Consider the following 14355-nt stretch of genomic DNA (forward strand, 5'->3'; position numbering starts at 1 on the left):
GCGCACTGCGGGCGACGGGACTGGTGCTCGCCCTGGGGGCGGGCGCGGTCGTCTCACCCGGCGGATCCGTCCCGTCCTACGGGGCCGTCCCCACCTACGAGGAGGAGGCCGAGGGAGCGGCGGCTCAGGAGACGGGGTCCGGGCCCGTTTCCGCCCCGCCGCCCAGATCCGCTTCATCGGCCCCGTCGGCCCGGTCCGCGCCCTCGTCCCTGGCTGCTCCATCGGCCCCGTCGCCCCCGGCGGCGTCGTCGGCCCGGTCCGCCCCGTCGCCGCTGGCGGCCCCGTCGGCCCGGGCGGCTTCGGCGGCCCGGGCGGCTTCGTCGGGCCCGTCGGCTTCGGCGGCCCCTTCCGGGCCCGGCGAGCCCTCGCGGGCCGGGAGCCGGGCGGGAGAGGGCCGGGTGCGGCCGGGGCGGCCGGAGGACGCCGGGGAGAGGCCGGGTGTCGCGGACGCCACGGCCGTCCCCGAGGAGCCGCGGGAAACCGTCCCGGCGCCCACCGCCCCGGCGGAGCGGCCCGTGCGAGAGGCCGCGACCGCCGAACGACCCGTCGGCCCGGTCCTGCGCATCCTGCCCCTGGGCAGCGGCCTGGTCCTGATCGGACTGGGACTGGGCCTGGCGTTCGTCGCACTGCGGCTGCGGAGGGTCTAGCCGCGAGCCCGGCGACGGGTCATGCCGCTGCCGTGGGCCGGAGCCGGGCCCGTCGAACCCCTGCCGCGGGCCTGAGCCGGGCCCGTCGAACCCCTGCCGTGGGCCCGGATGCGGGTTCAGGTGCCTTGCGGGGCGATGAGCAGGACCTTGCCGACGTGGCCGCTCTCCTCCACCACCCGGTGCGCGGCGGCAGCGTCCGGCATCGGGAGTTCGCGGTCGACGACCGGGCGCAGATGGCCGCCGGTGAACAGGGGCCAGACGTGTTCGCGTACGGCCGCGACGATGGCGGCCTTCTCCTCCAGTGGCCGGGCGCGCAGGGACGTGGCACTGATGGCGGCGCGCTTGGCCAGCAGGGCACCGATGTTCAGCTCGCCCTTGACACCGCCCTGCATGCCGATGATCGCGAGCCGGCCGTTGACGGCGAGGGCCTTGACGTTGCGCTCCAGGTACTTGGCACCCATGTTGTCGAGGATGACGTCGGCCCCGGCACCGTCCGTCGCCTTCCTGACCTCCTCGACGAAGTCCTGCTCGCGGTAGTTGACCAGGATGTCGGCGCCCAGCTCGGCGCACCGGTCCAGCTTCTCCTTCGTACCGGCCGTCACGGCCACCCGCGCACCGACGGCCTTGGCCAGCTGGATGGCCATCGTGCCGATGCCGCTGGACCCGCCGTGCACGAGCAGCGTCTCGCCCGGGCGCAGGTGGGCGACCATGAAGACGTTCGACCAGACGGTGCAGACCACCTCGGGCAGCGCCGCGGCCTGTGTCAGGCCGACCCCCGCGGGCACGGGCAGCAGCTGCCCGGCCGGGACGGCCACCTTCTCGGCGTAGCCGCCGCCGGAGAGCAGCGCGCACACCTCGTCGCCGATGTTCCAGCCGGAGACGCCGGTGCCGATCCCGGCGACCCGCCCGGAGCACTCCAGGCCGGGGTAGGGGGACGCGCCGGGCGGCGGTTCGTAGAAGCCCTGCCGCTGCAGGATGTCGGCCCGGTTGACGGCACCGGCCGCCACCTCGACCAGGACCTCGCCCTCGCCGGGCACGGGGTCCGGGACCTCGTCCCAGACCAGCGCCTCGGGCCCACCAGGTTCGGGAATCGTGATCGCATGCATGCAGGGGACCGTACCCGTCGGTCCCCGGACCGAGTCCCCTCCGTCCCCGGACCGAGTCCCCTCCGTCCCCGGACCGAGTCCGCTCCGTCGCCGGGACCGCCACGCCTACGCCTTTGGTCCGGTCCCGGCGAAAAACCGTGTGCGGGACCGATGAGTTTGCGCGACGGTAAAAGTCTCCCCATGCGTAGCCCAAGCACGCGGAAGGACCCCAGCATGAGCACGCAGACGTCCGGCCTGGCAATCGAGACCGCGGGCCTGGTGAAAACGTTCGGCGAGACGAGGGCCGTCGACGGAGTCGACCTGTCCGTGCCCGCGGGCACGGTCTACGGCGTCCTCGGCCCGAACGGCGCCGGCAAGACCACCACCGTGAAGATGCTCGCCACACTCCTGAGGCCGGACGGCGGGGAGGCGCATGTGTTCGGCCACGACATCGTCCGCGAGGCGGACGAGGTACGCGGCCGGGTGAGCCTCACCGGCCAGTACGCGTCGGTGGACGAGGACCTCACCGGCACCGAGAACCTGGTCCTGCTGGGCCGGCTCCTCGGACACCACAAGAAGGCGGCACGCGAGCGCGCCGGCCAGCTCCTGGAGGCCTTCGGGCTCACGGAGGCGGCCGTGAAGCAGGTCAAGCACTACTCGGGCGGCATGCGGCGTCGCATCGACATCGCCGCGTCCATCCTGAACACCCCCGACCTTCTCTTCCTCGACGAGCCGACGACCGGCCTCGACCCGCGCAGCCGCAACCAGGTGTGGGACATCGTGCGGGCCGTGGTCGCGCAGGGCACCACCGTGCTGCTGACCACGCAGTATCTGGACGAGGCCGACCAGCTGGCGTCCCGGATCGCCGTCATCGACCGCGGCAAGGTGATCGCCGAGGGCACCAAGGGCGAGCTGAAGTCGTCCGTCGGCGCCGGATCCGTCCATCTGCGCCTACGAGATCCCGACCAGCGCGCTCTCGCGGCCGACCTGCTGCGCCGCACCCTCGACGCGCGGGTGCAGCCGGAGCCCGACCCCGTGGCCCTCACCGCCCGCCTCGGTACGGCGGCCGGCGACGACTCCGCGGCCGAGCAGGCCTCCCGCGCCCTGGGCGAGCTCGCCCGCGCCGGGATCACCGTCGACAACTTCTCGCTGGGCCAGCCCAGCCTCGACGAGGTGTTTCTCGCCCTCACCGGGCACGACACGCACGACTCCTCCGACCGCTCCGACGACCCGAAGGACGAGGTGGCGGCATGAGCACCGCGACGACCACCGAGGGCAAGGAACTCGCCCCGGTCAGCACCGAGACTCTCGCCGCGCTGCTCGTCTCCAAGGAGCGTCCGCCGCGGCCGAGCGCCTGGTCGGCCTCGATGACCTTCGGCTGGCGGGCGATCCTCAAGATCAAGCACGTGCCGGAGCAGCTCTTCGACGTCACGGCGTTCCCGATCATGATGGTGCTGATGTACACGTACCTGTTCGGCGGGGCGCTGGCCGGTTCGCCGAAGGAGTACATCCAGTTCCTGCTGCCGGGCATCCTCGTGATGTCGGTCGTGATGATCACGATGTACACGGGTATCTCCGTGAACACCGACATCGAGAAGGGCGTGTTCGACCGGTTCCGCAGCCTGCCGATCTGGCGGCCGTCGACGATGGTCGGCTATCTGCTCGGTGACGCCCTGCGGTACACGATCGCGTCGATCGTGATGCTCACCGTCGGCATGATCCTCGGCTACCGGCCGGACGGCGGGGTCGCCGGTGTGCTCGCCGGGATCGCCCTGCTGGTGGCCTTCTCGTTCGCCTTCTCGTGGATCTGGACGATGTTCGGGCTGATGCTGCGCACCGAGAAGTCGGTGATGGGCGTCAGCATGATGGTGATCTTCCCGCTCACCTTCCTGTCCAACGTGTTCGTGGACCCGAAGACCATGCCGGGCTGGCTGCAGGCGTTCGTGAACAACAGCCCCATCACGCATCTGGCGTCGGCGGTGCGCGGTCTGATGGGCGGCGACTGGCCGGCCGACGAGGTCGCTTGGTCGCTGGGCTGGGCGGGGCTGTTCGTGCTGGTCTTCGGGCCGGTCACGATGCGGCTGTACAACCGGAAGTAGTCTCGAGGCCCTGGTCTTGGCCGGCCGTCGCGCACCGCGAGGGTGCGGGGCGGCCGGCCCGTTCGCTTCGCTCGTCAGGTGTTGCGGGGCATCGGGGGCATCGGGCGGATGTCCGGCGCGACCTGGGTGGCCGGGGTCTTCCGCACGATCGTGATGAGCCGGTCGGTCAGCTCCAGTCTCCCGACGGCCGGATCGTCGTAGCCGAGGACCCGGTGACCACGTATGACGCTCACCACCAGGTCGGCGACCTCCCGCGGCGTCTTGCCCACCTCGGCCTTGACGACCGGCCGTTCGACGATGTCGAGGCCACTGCCCTGCTGGATGAGGTCCTCCATCACCATGCCGGCGGAGGGGCTGAGCACGGACAGGCCGAGCAGCCGGCCGGCCGCACTGGCGCTGGTGACGACCGCGTCGGCGCCCGACTGCTTGAGCAGCGGAGCGTTCTCCTCTTCCCGCACGGTGGCCACGATCTTCGCCCCGCGGTTGAGCTGGCGGGCCGTCAGCGTCACCAGGACCGCGGTGTCGTCACGCTGGGTCGCGATGATGATCTGGCGGGCCCGGTGCACCTCGGCCTGCTTCAGCACCTCGCTGCGGGTCGCGTCCCCGACGATGCCCGCGTAACCTTCGGCGGTCGCGGCGTCGACCACCTTGGAACTGGGGTCGACCACGACGACCTGCTCCTTCCGCAGGCCCGTCGCACAGACGGTCCGGATCGCCGACCTGCCCTTCGTGCCAAAGCCGACGACGACGGTGTGATCGCGCAACGTGGACCTCCAGCGGGTCAGTCGCCACTCCTCCCGGGTGCGTTCGGTGAGGGCTTCCAGGGTGGTACCGACCAGGATGATCAGGAACAGCACGCGCAGGGGCGTGATGACGAGGATGTTGGTGAACCGGGCGCTTTCGCTGGCCGGGGTGATGTCACCGTAGCCGGTGGTGGAGAGGGTGACGGTCGCGTAGTAGAAGGCGTCGAGGAGGCTGATGCCGCCGCCGGCGTTGTCGTTGTAGCCGTCGCGGTCGGCGTAGACGATCAGCGCGGTCACGACGAGGACGAACAGCGCCATGGAGAGCCGCTTGGCGACCTGGCGGATCGGGTGCTCCACCACTTTCCTCGGGAGTTTCACCCGATAGGTCACCAGATGTTCATCGGCCTGGCGGGCGATCGCGTCCTGGCCCGGAAGTTTCACGTGAAACACACCCCGATTCCTCCGGACGCCCAGGGCAGGTCGAGCAGTTCCGTCTCCTGCCCCGGACGTGCGCCGCCCGGCGGTACGACGGCCAGCGCGTCGGCCGCCGCGATGCCGCGCAGCATGGCGGGGCCGTTGTAGTGCAGCGGCACGGCCTCGTCGCCGCGCAGGACGACGGGAACGAGCCGGGTGTCGTGCGGGTGCCCGTGCACGGCGTCGCGGAGCGGCATCGTGTACGGGTCCGGGGCCGGGCGGGCCGCGAGGATCCGCAGCAGCGGCTCGGCGAGCGTCAGCAGGCCGGAGACGGCGGCGAGCGGGTTGCCCGGGAGGCCCACGAGGTGCTGGGTCTCCGCGGTGCGGGCCAGCAGCATGGGGTGGCCCGGGCGCACGTTGACGCCGTCCACGAGGAGTTCGGCGCCGATCCGGCGCAGGACGGGGTGGACGTGGTCGACGGGACCCGCCGCGGTGCCGCCGGTGGTGAGGATGACGTCGGCGTCGGAGGTGGTGATGGCCTCGTGCAGGGTGTCGGCGTCGTCGCGGACGCGCCGGACGGCGGTGACCTCGGCGCCGAGCGCGCGCAGCCACGGCGGCAGCATGGGGCCGAGCGCGTCCCGGATCAGGCCGTCGTGCGGCAGGCCCTGGGTCAGCAACTCGTCTCCGAGGACGAGAACTTCGGCGCGCGCCCGGGCCACGGCGGTGACGGTGTCGTATCCGGCCGCCGCCGCGAGCCCGAGGACGGCCGGGGTGACGAGGGTGCCGACGGCGAGGAGCTGGTCACCGGTGCGGCATTCCTGGCCACGCGGGCGGATGTCCTGGCCGGGGACGACGTCCCTGGTCGCGTACAGGCGGCCCTTGTCGTCGGTGCGGCCGTGCTCGCTGCGCAGGACCGCGGAGGTGTCCGGAGGGATACGGGCGCCGGTGGCGATCCGGACCGCCTCGCCGTCGGTGAGGGGCGCGGGCGCGGCGTGCCCGGCGAGGACGCCCTCGTCCCGTACGTGCCAGGGAGCCGGGCCGCAGACCGCCCAGCCGTCCATCGCCGAGGTGTCGAAGGAGGGGAGGTCGGTGAGAGCGTCGAGCGGGGCGGCGAGGGTCAGGCCGAGAGCGGTGTCGAGGGGCGCGGAGACGGGGGCCCGGCGGGCGGCCCGGGTGGCGTTGCGGCCGGCGCGTTCGGCGAGGGCCCGGGCCTCGGGCCACGGGGTGGCGCGGTGGCGGGTGCCGGGCCGGGCCGCGGGGTCGGGCCGGTCGGGGGTGCGGGCGCTGTCCGTCTCCCCTCGCGCGGCGGGGTCGGGCAGGTGGTTGCCGTTGCTGTTCTTCACGAGGGCGAGCACCTCCTCGACGTCGAGGTCCTCGGCGTCCTCACCGGCTCGGGCGCCGTGCGGGGTCATCCGGCGTCCGGGCGGGTGTCCGGGGTGGCGTCGGGGGCGACATCGCCCTGAACGCCGGACGGCTGGGGCCCGGTGCCGGACGGCTGGGGCCCGGTCCCGGGCGCCTGGGCCTCCGTGGTGCTCTCCTGCGCCCAGCGGGCGGCGAGGGCCGCGGCCTTGCGGGCGGCCTCGGCGACCGCCTCGGGGCCTTTGCCGGACTGCGCGGCCGCGTAGCCGACGAGGAAGGTGGTCAGCGGCGCCGCGGGCCGGGCCACACCGTGGGCGGCGTCGCGGGCGAGGTCGAGCAGGCCGCGGGTGTCGACATCGAGGTCGATGCCCAGTTCGTCCTTGACGGCGGAAATCCATTCATCCAACACGTGCCCATGCTCCCTGATACGTGCCCTGGCGGTGGCGATGTCGTCCCAGGTGTCGCAGTCGAAGGACGCGACGGGGTCCAAGATGCGGGTGAGGTTCAACTCGGCGGTGAGACGCCGCAGGGGAAGACCGGTGAGGGCGCCGTGCCGGCCGGCGAGGAGCGCGAGTTCCTCGCGCAGCCGCGGCGTGCGGTAGGCGGCCACGAGCGGCTGGTCGCGGCCGCCGGGGTCGGTCAGCAGCGCACCGTCGCAGCCGCTCGTCCGCAGCGCGTGCAGCAGGCGGCCGACGGTCGGCTCCTGCAGGAACGGCAGGTCGGCGGAGAGCACCACGACGTGTTCGGCCGTGGTGCGGCGGAGCCCGGCGTCGAGCGCGGCGAGCGGCCCGCCGCCGGCCGGGTCCTCGCGGGCCCAGGTCACGGGCCGTGCGGTCGGCCGGGGCGCGGCGACGACGACGGTCCTGCGGGCGCCGCCGCAGGCGGCGAGCACCCGGTCGAGCAGGGCCCGCCCGCCCACGCGCACACCGGGTTTGTCCGTGCCGCCCAGGCGCCGGGCGGCACCACCGGCGAGCACGACGGCGTCGTACCCGGCAGGGTCCGCCCCCTGGGCGGGGCCGGTGCCGGCGCGGGGTTCACCGGGGGGCTCGTAGGCGGTCACCCCCCGAGTATGCGTGCCCCCGCGATCACAGGGAACGCGGGGGAACCGACACGCTCACGTCAGAGCGTCCGCAGCAGCACCGCCGGTTGTTCCACGCAGTCCGCCACGTACCGCAGGAAGCCGCCGGCCACGCCCCCGTCGCACACCCGGTGGTCGAAGGTGAGCGAGAGCTGGACGACCTGCCGCACCGCCAGCTCGCCCTCGTGCACCCACGGCTTGGGGACGATGCGGCCGACGCCGAGCATGGCAGCCTCGGGGTGGTTGATGATCGGGGTGGAGCCGTCGACGCCGAACACGCCGTAGTTGTTCAGCGTGAAGGTCCCGCCGGTGAGTTCGCCCGGCGTCAGCGCCCCCGTCCGGCCCGCCTCGGTCAGCCGGGCGAACTCGGCGGTCAGCGACTCGGCGTCGCGCGCGTGCGCGTCCCGTACGACCGGGACGACCAGGCCCCGGTCGGTCTGCGCCGCGAAGCCCAGGTGCACGTGGTCGAACCGGACGATCTCCCTGGCCTCCGCGTCCACCGTGGCGTTGAGCTCGGGGAAGCGGGCGAGGGCCGCGGTGCAGATCCGGGCCAGCAGCGCCAGGAGGGAGATCTTCGGTCCGCCCGCCGCGTTCATGGCCGTACGCGCCCGCATGAGCTCCGTGGCGTCGGCGTCCACCCAGCAGGTGGCGTCGGGGATCTCGCGGCGACTGCGCGCCAGCTTGTCGGCGACGGCGCCCCGGACGCCCTTGAGGGGGGTGCGGATCTCGCCGGGGCCCGCGGCGGAGGCCACCGAGGGCTGGGGAGCGGATGCCCGCGGCACGCGCGGGTGCGGCTCGGCGGCCGGTGCCGCCGTGGCGCCCTGGCCCGCGGCGCGCAGGGCGTACTCCACGTCCGCCCGCAGGATCAGCCCGTCGGGTCCGCGGCCCGTCAGCTCCCGCAGGTCCAGGCCGTTCTGCCGGGCCAGCCGGCGCACCAGGGGCGAGATCACGGGGACGGGTCCGTCCTCCGTCGCGAGGCCGTCGCCCTGCGCCTTCACCGGGGCGGCGCCTGCGGCCTGCGCGTTCACCGGGCTCGCGGCGGCGTCGGCCCGCCCGTTCACCCTCCCGGCGGCTCCCGCCTGCCCGGTTGTCGCGGACGGGCCGGGCACCGGTCGCTCCTGCCGTACCCGGCGGCGCCGCGCGGGCGCCTCGGAGGTGCCGTATCCGACCAGGACGTTGCCCGAGCCCTCGGAGCCGGCGTCGCCGGCGCCGGTGGCCGGACGCTCCCCCACCGCCACGGTGATCAGCGGGGCGCCGACGGGCAGTTCCGTGCCCTCCTCGCCGAAGCGGGCCGTGACCACACCTCCGTAGGGGCACGGCACCTCGACCATCGCCTTGGCCGTCTCGACCTCGACGACCGGCTGGTCGATCGCGACCACGTCACCGACCTCGACCAGCCAGCGCACGATCTCCGCCTCGGTGAGCCCCTCCCCGAGGTCGGGCAGCTTGAACTCGAGCACCTGTGCCATCAGCTCTCGGCCTCCCACTGCAGACGCCCCACGGCGTCCAGGATCCGGTCCACACCGGGCAGGTGGTGGCGCTCCAGCATCGGCGGCGGGTACGGGACGTCGAACCCGGCCACGCGCAGCACCGGCGCCTCCAGGTGGTGGAAGCAGCGCTCCGTGACCCGGGCCGCGATCTCCCCGCCCGGGCCCCCGAAGGAACCCGACTCGTGGACGACGACCGCGCGTCCCGTCCGCCGCACCGAGGCACACACCGTCTCGTCGTCGAACGGCACCAGGGAGCGCAGGTCGACGACTTCGAGGTCCCAGCCCTCGGCCAGGGCCGCCTCGGCCGCCTCCATGCAGACGGGTACGGACGGCCCGTACGTGATGAGTGTGGCGCTCCGGCCCGGGCGCCGCACCACCGCGCGGCCTATCGGTTCAACGGGCGCCGGCTCCTCGGGGTTCCAGGAGTCCTTCGACCAGTACAGCCGCTTCGGCTCCAGGACGACGACCGGGTCGTCGGAGGCGATGGCGGCGCGCAGCAGCCCGTAGGCGTCGGCGACGGTCGCGGGCGTGACGACATGGAGCCCCGGAGTCGCCATGTAGTACGCCTCGGAGGAGTCGCTGTGGTGCTCGACGCCGCCGATGCCGCCGCCGTAGGGCACGCGGATGGTGATCGGGAGGGGCATCTTGCCGCGGGTGCGGTTGCGCATGCGCGCCACGTGCGAGATGAGCTGCTCGAACGCCGGGTAGGCGAACGCGTCGAACTGCATCTCCACGACCGGGCGCAAGCCGTACATGGCCATGCCGACCGCGGTGCCGAGGATGCCCGCCTCGGCGAGCGGGGTGTCCGTGCAGCGGTCCTCGCCGAACTCCTTGGCGAGTCCGTCGGTGACGCGGAAGACGCCGCCGAGGGTGCCGACGTCCTCGCCCATGACGTGCACGGCGGGGTCGGCGGCCATGGCGTCGCGCAGCGCGCGGGTGAGGGCCTGCGCCATGGTGGCCGGCTTGACGGCGACGGTGGTCATCGGTGCGTGCCCCCCTCCGGCTCGGTGCCGGCCTCGGCCTCCAGCTCGGCCCGCAGCTGCTCCCGCTGCTCGCGCAGTTGCCCGGTCGGCTCGGCGTAGACGTGGGTGAACAGGTCCATGGGGTCCAGGGCCGGGTCCTGGTTCATGTGCTCGCGCAGGGCCGCGGCCATGGTCTCGGCGTCCTGGCGGGCGGCCTCGATGCCGGCCTCGTCGAGCAGGCCGCGCCCGGTCAGCTCGCGCTCCAGCAGCCGGATCGGGTCGTGCTCACGCCAGGTCTCGACCTCGGCGTCGCCGCGGTAGCGGGTCGCGTCGTCGGCGTTGGTGTGGGCGTCGACGCGGTAGGTGATCGCCTCGACGAGGGTGGGACCGCCGCCCGCGCGGGCGTGGCGTACGGCGTCGGAGAGCACCTCGTGGACGGCGGCGGCGTCGTTGCCGTCGACCAGACGGCCGGGCATGCCGTAGCCGACGGCCTTGTGGGCCAGCGACGGGGCCGCGGTCTGTTTGGCGAGCGGGACGGAGATCGCGAAGCCGTTGTTCTGCACGAAGAAGACGACCGGGGCCTGCCAGACGGCGGCGAAGTTCAGCGCCTCGTGGAAGTCGCCCTCGCTGGTGCCGCCGTCGCCGACCATGGCCAGGGCGACCACGTCGTCGCCCTTGAGGCGGGCGGCGTGCGCGAGGCCCACGGCGTGCGGCAGCTGGGTGGCGAGGGGGGTGCACAGGGGGGCGACCCGGTGCTCGTACGGGTCGTAGCCGGTGTGCCAGTCGCCGCGCAGCAGGGTGAGCGCCTCGACGGGGTCCACCCCGCGGGCCACCACGGCGAGGGTGTCGCGGTAGCTGGGGAAGAGCCAGTCGCGCTGCTCCAGCACCATCGCGGCGGCGACCTCGCAGGCCTCCTGGCCGGTGGTGGAGGGGTAGACCGCGAGACGGCCCTGCTTGGTGAGGGCGGTGGCCTGCGCGTTGTAGCGGCGGCCCTTCACCAGCTGCGCGTACAGCGCCCGCAGGAGCTCCGGGTCGGCCTTCGCGGCCGCCTCGGTGCCGAGGACACGGTACGGCTCCGCGTCGGGCAGCAGCGGCGCGGGATCCATGCGCGGCTGCCAGGCGGGCGGCGGGGTCGGCCGGTACGCGCCCCGCTGCTCCATGACCGTCATGACGGCACCTCCTCGTGGGAGTGGCTTGGAGAGACGCGTCGGCTGTGACGCGCCTCACCTACCGATTGTTCGGTCGCCGGCACATTTTGGCTACGGGTGGCCTCAGGCTGTGGACAAACGGTTCTCCACAGCCTGAGATGGACGCAGTACGTCCACGGCAGGGAGGTCGGCACAGGTGGCATCTGAACAAATGGCCGAACGGCAGGACGACACCGGCACCCTGCCGCCGCCGCGCCCCCTGGACGCCATAGATCAGGACATCCTGCGCATGCTGCAGGCGGACGGCCGCGCCTCGATACGGTCGGTCGCCGAGCGGGTCCACGTCTCGCGCGCCAACGCCTACGCCCGCATCAACCGGCTCGTCGAGGACGGTGTCATCCGCGGGTTCGGCGCCCGCGTCGACCACGAGCGGGCAGGCCAGGGCACGTCCGCGTACATCACGCTGAAGATCGTGCAGAACTCCTGGCGCACGGTGCGCGAAGAACTCAGACAGCTGCCCGGCGCCTCCCACATCGCCCTGGTGGGCGGCGATTTCGACGTGCTGCTGCTGGTGCACGTGTCCGACAACCGGGCGCTGCGCGAGCTGGTGCTGACCCGGCTCCAGGCGATCCCGCAGGTGCTCAGCACACGCACGCTGCTGGTGTTCGAGGAGGAGGACCTGGAACCGCAGGGCTGAGCGGCCGGACCGCGCCCGTCAGCTCGAGGCCACCGCGACGCCGAGCAGCACCGCGAACGTCACCGGGAGCAGCGCGCATCCGAGCCCGGTGCCGGCCGCCGCCATCCGCAGTCCGCGCAGGGACCGGCGGTGCGGCAGCACCCAGGCGAGCACAAGCAGGCCGGTCGCCCAGAACAGCACGCCCGAGAAAGCGCCGGGGCCGTCCTGGGCGGCGAACCAGCGGTACTCCAGCGCGAGGAGCGGCAGGCCGAGCAGGGTCGCCACGAGCGGGGCCCGCCACCACGTCCGGTGGGTGGCGGGGGAGGGCGGCGCGTCATGTCCGAGCATGCACCCACCCCATCACCGCGGGGTGGACGGGACATCGTCACGCGTACTCATCCCGTCCGCGCGCGGGTACTCATGCAGGGGGCCGCGGTCAGGCGGCTTTGCGCAGGCCGGAGAAGGCCAGCAGCACCACCGCGTCGGCCACCTCGCGCTCGCTCATGCCGCGGCCGTCCGGCCGGTACCACTCGACGATCGAGTTGATCATGCCGAAGACCAGCCGGGTCACCAGCCGGACGTCTATGTCGGCGCGCACGTCCCCGTCCTCGGCGGCCGCCTTGAGCAGGTCGGCGACCCGGTGGTCGAAGTCGCGGCGCCGCTCCAGGGCCCACCGCTCGGCGTCGGTGTTGCCGCGCACGCGCAGCAGGAGGGTCACATAGGGCAGCTCGGTGATGAGCACCTCGACCATGCGCCGGACGACGTACTCCAGGCGGTCGGCGGCGCGCCCCACGCGCGCGTGCTCCTCGTCGAGGATCCCGAAGAGGCCGTCCAGGGCCCGGCTCACGGCCCGGCGCAGCAGCTCCTCCTTGCCGGCGACGTGGTGGTAGATCGACGACTTGGAGATGCCGGCAGCCTTGGAGAGGTGCTCCATGGAGGTGCCGTCGTAGCCACGCTCGATGAACACCTGGACGGCCACGGACAGCAGCGTGTCCGGGGTGTAGGTGTCGCGCTTGGCGGTGGTCATGAGGCTGTGCCCTCCCGCGGGTCGGAGGCGTGGGCGTGGCGGTACAGCGCCAGTGACGGCGCGTAACGGCCCGAGGTGTCACACCGGTGCATGTCGTCCAGGAGCGTGTAGGCCCAGGTGCGGCCGAGTCTGCGGCTCCACTCGAAGGGGCCCAGCGGGTAGTTGACGCCGAGCCGCATCGCGGTGTCGATGTCCTCCTCGGTGGCGACGCCCTTGGCGACCGCGTCGTGCGCCAGGTCGATGATCCGCGCGACCGTACGGGCGACGATCATGCCGGGCAGGTCGCCGATGAAGCTGACCTGCTTGCCGAGCGCCTGGAAGAGGCCAGTGGCCTCGGCGAGGGTCTGCGGGGAGGTGTCCTGCGAGGCGGAGAGGGCGATCCGGGTGGCCTTGCGGTAGTCCAGGGCGAGGTCGAAGTAGACCAAGTCCCTGAACTCCACGGCGGTCTGCCCGTCGGCGAGGACGAGCCGGCCGCCGCTCGGGAGCAGCAGACAGGCCCCCTGGTCCTCGTCGTCGTCCTCGTCGCGGACGGGGATGCCCGCCTCACGGATCAGTGTGAGCAGCTCGGCGGCAGGGCCCAGGTCGCCCTCGGCTACGACGTACGCGGGCGGCTGCCGCTTCTCGGCCGTGTCCGGCTCGGGACGCTCGGCGCCGTCCCGGTGGTCGTACCAGCCCTGGCCGGTCTTGCGGCCGAGGCGGCCGGACTCGACCAGGCGCCGCTGGGCGAGGGACGGCGTGAAGCGCACGTCCTGGAAGAAGGACTGCCAGACCGACTGCGTGACGGACTCGTTGACGTCCTGGCCGATCAGGTCGGTCAGCTCGAACGCGCCCATCCGGAAGCCGCCCGACTCGCGCAGCACGGCGTCGATGGTGGCCGGGTCGGCGCCCTGTGCCTCGTAGACCGCGAAGGCCTCGGCGTAGAAGGGCCGGGCGATGCGGTTGACGATGAAGCCGGGGGTGTCCGCGCAGGCGACCGGCGTCTTGCCCCAGGCGCGGGCGGACTCGTACGCGCGCGTGGCGGACGAGACGTCGGTGGCGAACCCGGAGACGACCTCGACCAGCGGCAGCAGCGGCGCGGGGTTGAAGAAGTGCAGGCCGACGAACCGGCCCGGGATGCGCAGGGCACCGCCGATGGCCGTGACGGACAGCGACGAGGTGTTGGTGGCGAGCAGGCAGTCGTCGTCGACGATGCCCTCCAGCGCGCGGAACAGGTCCTGCTTGACGTCCAGCCGCTCCAGGACGGCCTCGACGACCAGGGCGCAGTCGGCGAGCTCGGGGAGGTCCTCGGCGGGCAGCAGCCGGGCGCGGGCGGCGTCCCGGTCGGCGCCGGTGAGCCGGTCCTTCTCGACGAGCCGGTCCAGGCGGGCACCGATCGCGTCGGCGGCCTCCCGGGCCCGCCCGGGGACGGTGTCGTACAGCCGTACGGGGTGGCCCGCGACCAGCGCGACCTGGGCGATTCCCTGGCCCATCGTGCCGGTGCCGACGACGGCCACGGGGCTGCTGAGGTCGAGTGCTGTCATGTGCGCGATCCTCCCGCACGGGGTTTTCCACAGATGCGGCGGACCCCCTTGAACCGACCGATCGTTCGGTTACTCTAGCTCTGTCCGAGTGTTCCTGCCCAGGTTTC

The 14355-nt window shown here is 73.3% G+C and carries 15 protein-coding genes; 4 read left to right on the plus strand and 11 right to left on the minus strand.

Annotation, left to right across the window (positions count from 1 at the left end; translation table 11 throughout):
* Positions 1-124: 124 nt before the first annotated feature.
* Entirely contained in the window at positions 125-454 is a 330-nt protein-coding gene (locus IO24_RS46620; protein ID WP_037668075.1) for a hypothetical protein, read from the minus strand.
* Positions 455-515: 61 nt separating this feature from the next.
* Here IO24_RS46620 and IO24_RS47200 point away from each other — a divergent pair, with 61 nt between their 5' ends.
* On the plus strand, positions 516-647 hold the full coding sequence (locus IO24_RS47200; RefSeq protein ID WP_267886815.1) for a hypothetical protein: 132 nt from the start codon (positions 516-518) through the stop codon (positions 645-647).
* Positions 648-763: 116 nt separating this feature from the next.
* Here IO24_RS47200 and IO24_RS0120035 read toward each other — a convergent pair whose 3' ends face one another.
* On the minus strand, positions 764-1753 hold the full coding sequence (locus tag IO24_RS0120035) for an NAD(P)H-quinone oxidoreductase (protein ID WP_031137516.1): 990 nt from the start codon (positions 1751-1753) through the stop codon (positions 764-766).
* Positions 1754-1966: 213 nt separating this feature from the next.
* On the opposite strand from IO24_RS0120035, the gene IO24_RS0120040 reads away from it, so the two are divergent.
* Positions 1967-2986 carry an ATP-binding cassette domain-containing protein gene (locus tag IO24_RS0120040; RefSeq protein ID WP_031137517.1) on the plus strand — a complete coding sequence of 340 codons (1020 nt, stop codon included), beginning with the start codon at positions 1967-1969 and terminating at the stop codon, positions 2984-2986.
* The gene (locus IO24_RS0120045; RefSeq protein ID WP_031137518.1) at positions 2983-3831 is read left to right on the plus strand and encodes an ABC transporter permease; all 849 of its coding nucleotides are present in this window, start codon (positions 2983-2985) and stop codon (positions 3829-3831) included. Before IO24_RS0120040 ends, IO24_RS0120045 begins: the two co-directional genes overlap by 4 nt.
* A gap of 74 nt (positions 3832-3905) precedes the next feature.
* Here IO24_RS0120045 and IO24_RS0120050 read toward each other — a convergent pair whose 3' ends face one another.
* The 6 genes from IO24_RS0120050 to pdhA are packed head-to-tail and all read right to left on the minus strand — an operon-like array spanning position 3906 to position 11046.
* Entirely contained in the window at positions 3906-5015 is a 1110-nt protein-coding gene (locus tag IO24_RS0120050) for a potassium channel family protein (RefSeq protein WP_031137519.1), read from the minus strand.
* Positions 5012-6400, minus strand: coding sequence for a molybdopterin molybdotransferase MoeA (locus tag IO24_RS0120055; RefSeq protein WP_031137521.1), 1389 nt, complete (start codon positions 6398-6400; stop codon positions 5012-5014). The genes IO24_RS0120050 and IO24_RS0120055 overlap by 4 nt, the downstream gene beginning before the upstream one ends.
* Positions 6397-7407, minus strand: a complete 1011-nt coding sequence (locus tag IO24_RS0120060) for an NTP transferase domain-containing protein (RefSeq protein WP_031137522.1) — start codon at positions 7405-7407, stop codon at positions 6397-6399. Before IO24_RS0120060 ends, IO24_RS0120055 begins: the two co-directional genes overlap by 4 nt.
* 59 nt (positions 7408-7466) lie before the next feature.
* Positions 7467-8894 carry a dihydrolipoamide acetyltransferase family protein gene (locus tag IO24_RS0120065; RefSeq protein WP_031137523.1) on the minus strand — a complete coding sequence of 476 codons (1428 nt, stop codon included), beginning with the start codon at positions 8892-8894 and terminating at the stop codon, positions 7467-7469.
* A complete protein-coding gene (locus tag IO24_RS0120070) occupies positions 8894-9898 on the minus strand; it encodes an alpha-ketoacid dehydrogenase subunit beta (RefSeq protein ID WP_031137524.1) in 1005 nt (334 codons plus the stop codon). Before IO24_RS0120070 ends, IO24_RS0120065 begins: the two co-directional genes overlap by 1 nt.
* Complete coding sequence (gene pdhA / locus IO24_RS0120075; RefSeq protein ID WP_031137525.1) at positions 9895-11046, minus strand: pyruvate dehydrogenase (acetyl-transferring) E1 component subunit alpha; 1152 nt, start codon at positions 11044-11046, stop codon at positions 9895-9897. Before pdhA ends, IO24_RS0120070 begins: the two co-directional genes overlap by 4 nt.
* Before the next feature lie 190 nt (positions 11047-11236).
* Between pdhA and IO24_RS0120080 the strand changes: the two genes are divergently transcribed.
* Complete coding sequence (locus tag IO24_RS0120080; protein ID WP_031137526.1) at positions 11237-11722, plus strand: Lrp/AsnC family transcriptional regulator; 486 nt, start codon at positions 11237-11239, stop codon at positions 11720-11722.
* 18 nt (positions 11723-11740) lie between these two features.
* Here the strand turns inward: IO24_RS0120080 and IO24_RS0120085 are convergent, their stop codons facing one another.
* The 3 genes from IO24_RS0120085 to IO24_RS0120095 form a co-directional block, all read right to left on the minus strand.
* Positions 11741-12049, minus strand: a complete 309-nt coding sequence (locus tag IO24_RS0120085; protein ID WP_031137527.1) for a hypothetical protein — start codon at positions 12047-12049, stop codon at positions 11741-11743.
* Between the two features lie 88 nt (positions 12050-12137).
* Positions 12138-12728, minus strand: a complete 591-nt coding sequence (locus tag IO24_RS0120090) for a TetR/AcrR family transcriptional regulator (RefSeq protein WP_031137528.1) — start codon at positions 12726-12728, stop codon at positions 12138-12140.
* A complete protein-coding gene (locus IO24_RS0120095) occupies positions 12725-14248 on the minus strand; it encodes a 3-hydroxyacyl-CoA dehydrogenase (protein ID WP_031137529.1) in 1524 nt (507 codons plus the stop codon). The genes IO24_RS0120090 and IO24_RS0120095 overlap by 4 nt, the downstream gene beginning before the upstream one ends.
* Between the last annotated feature and the right edge of the window lie 107 nt (positions 14249-14355).

The organism is Streptomyces flavovariabilis, from assembly GCF_000725785.1.
Lineage (GTDB): Bacteria > Actinomycetota > Actinomycetes > Streptomycetales > Streptomycetaceae > Streptomyces > Streptomyces hawaiiensis.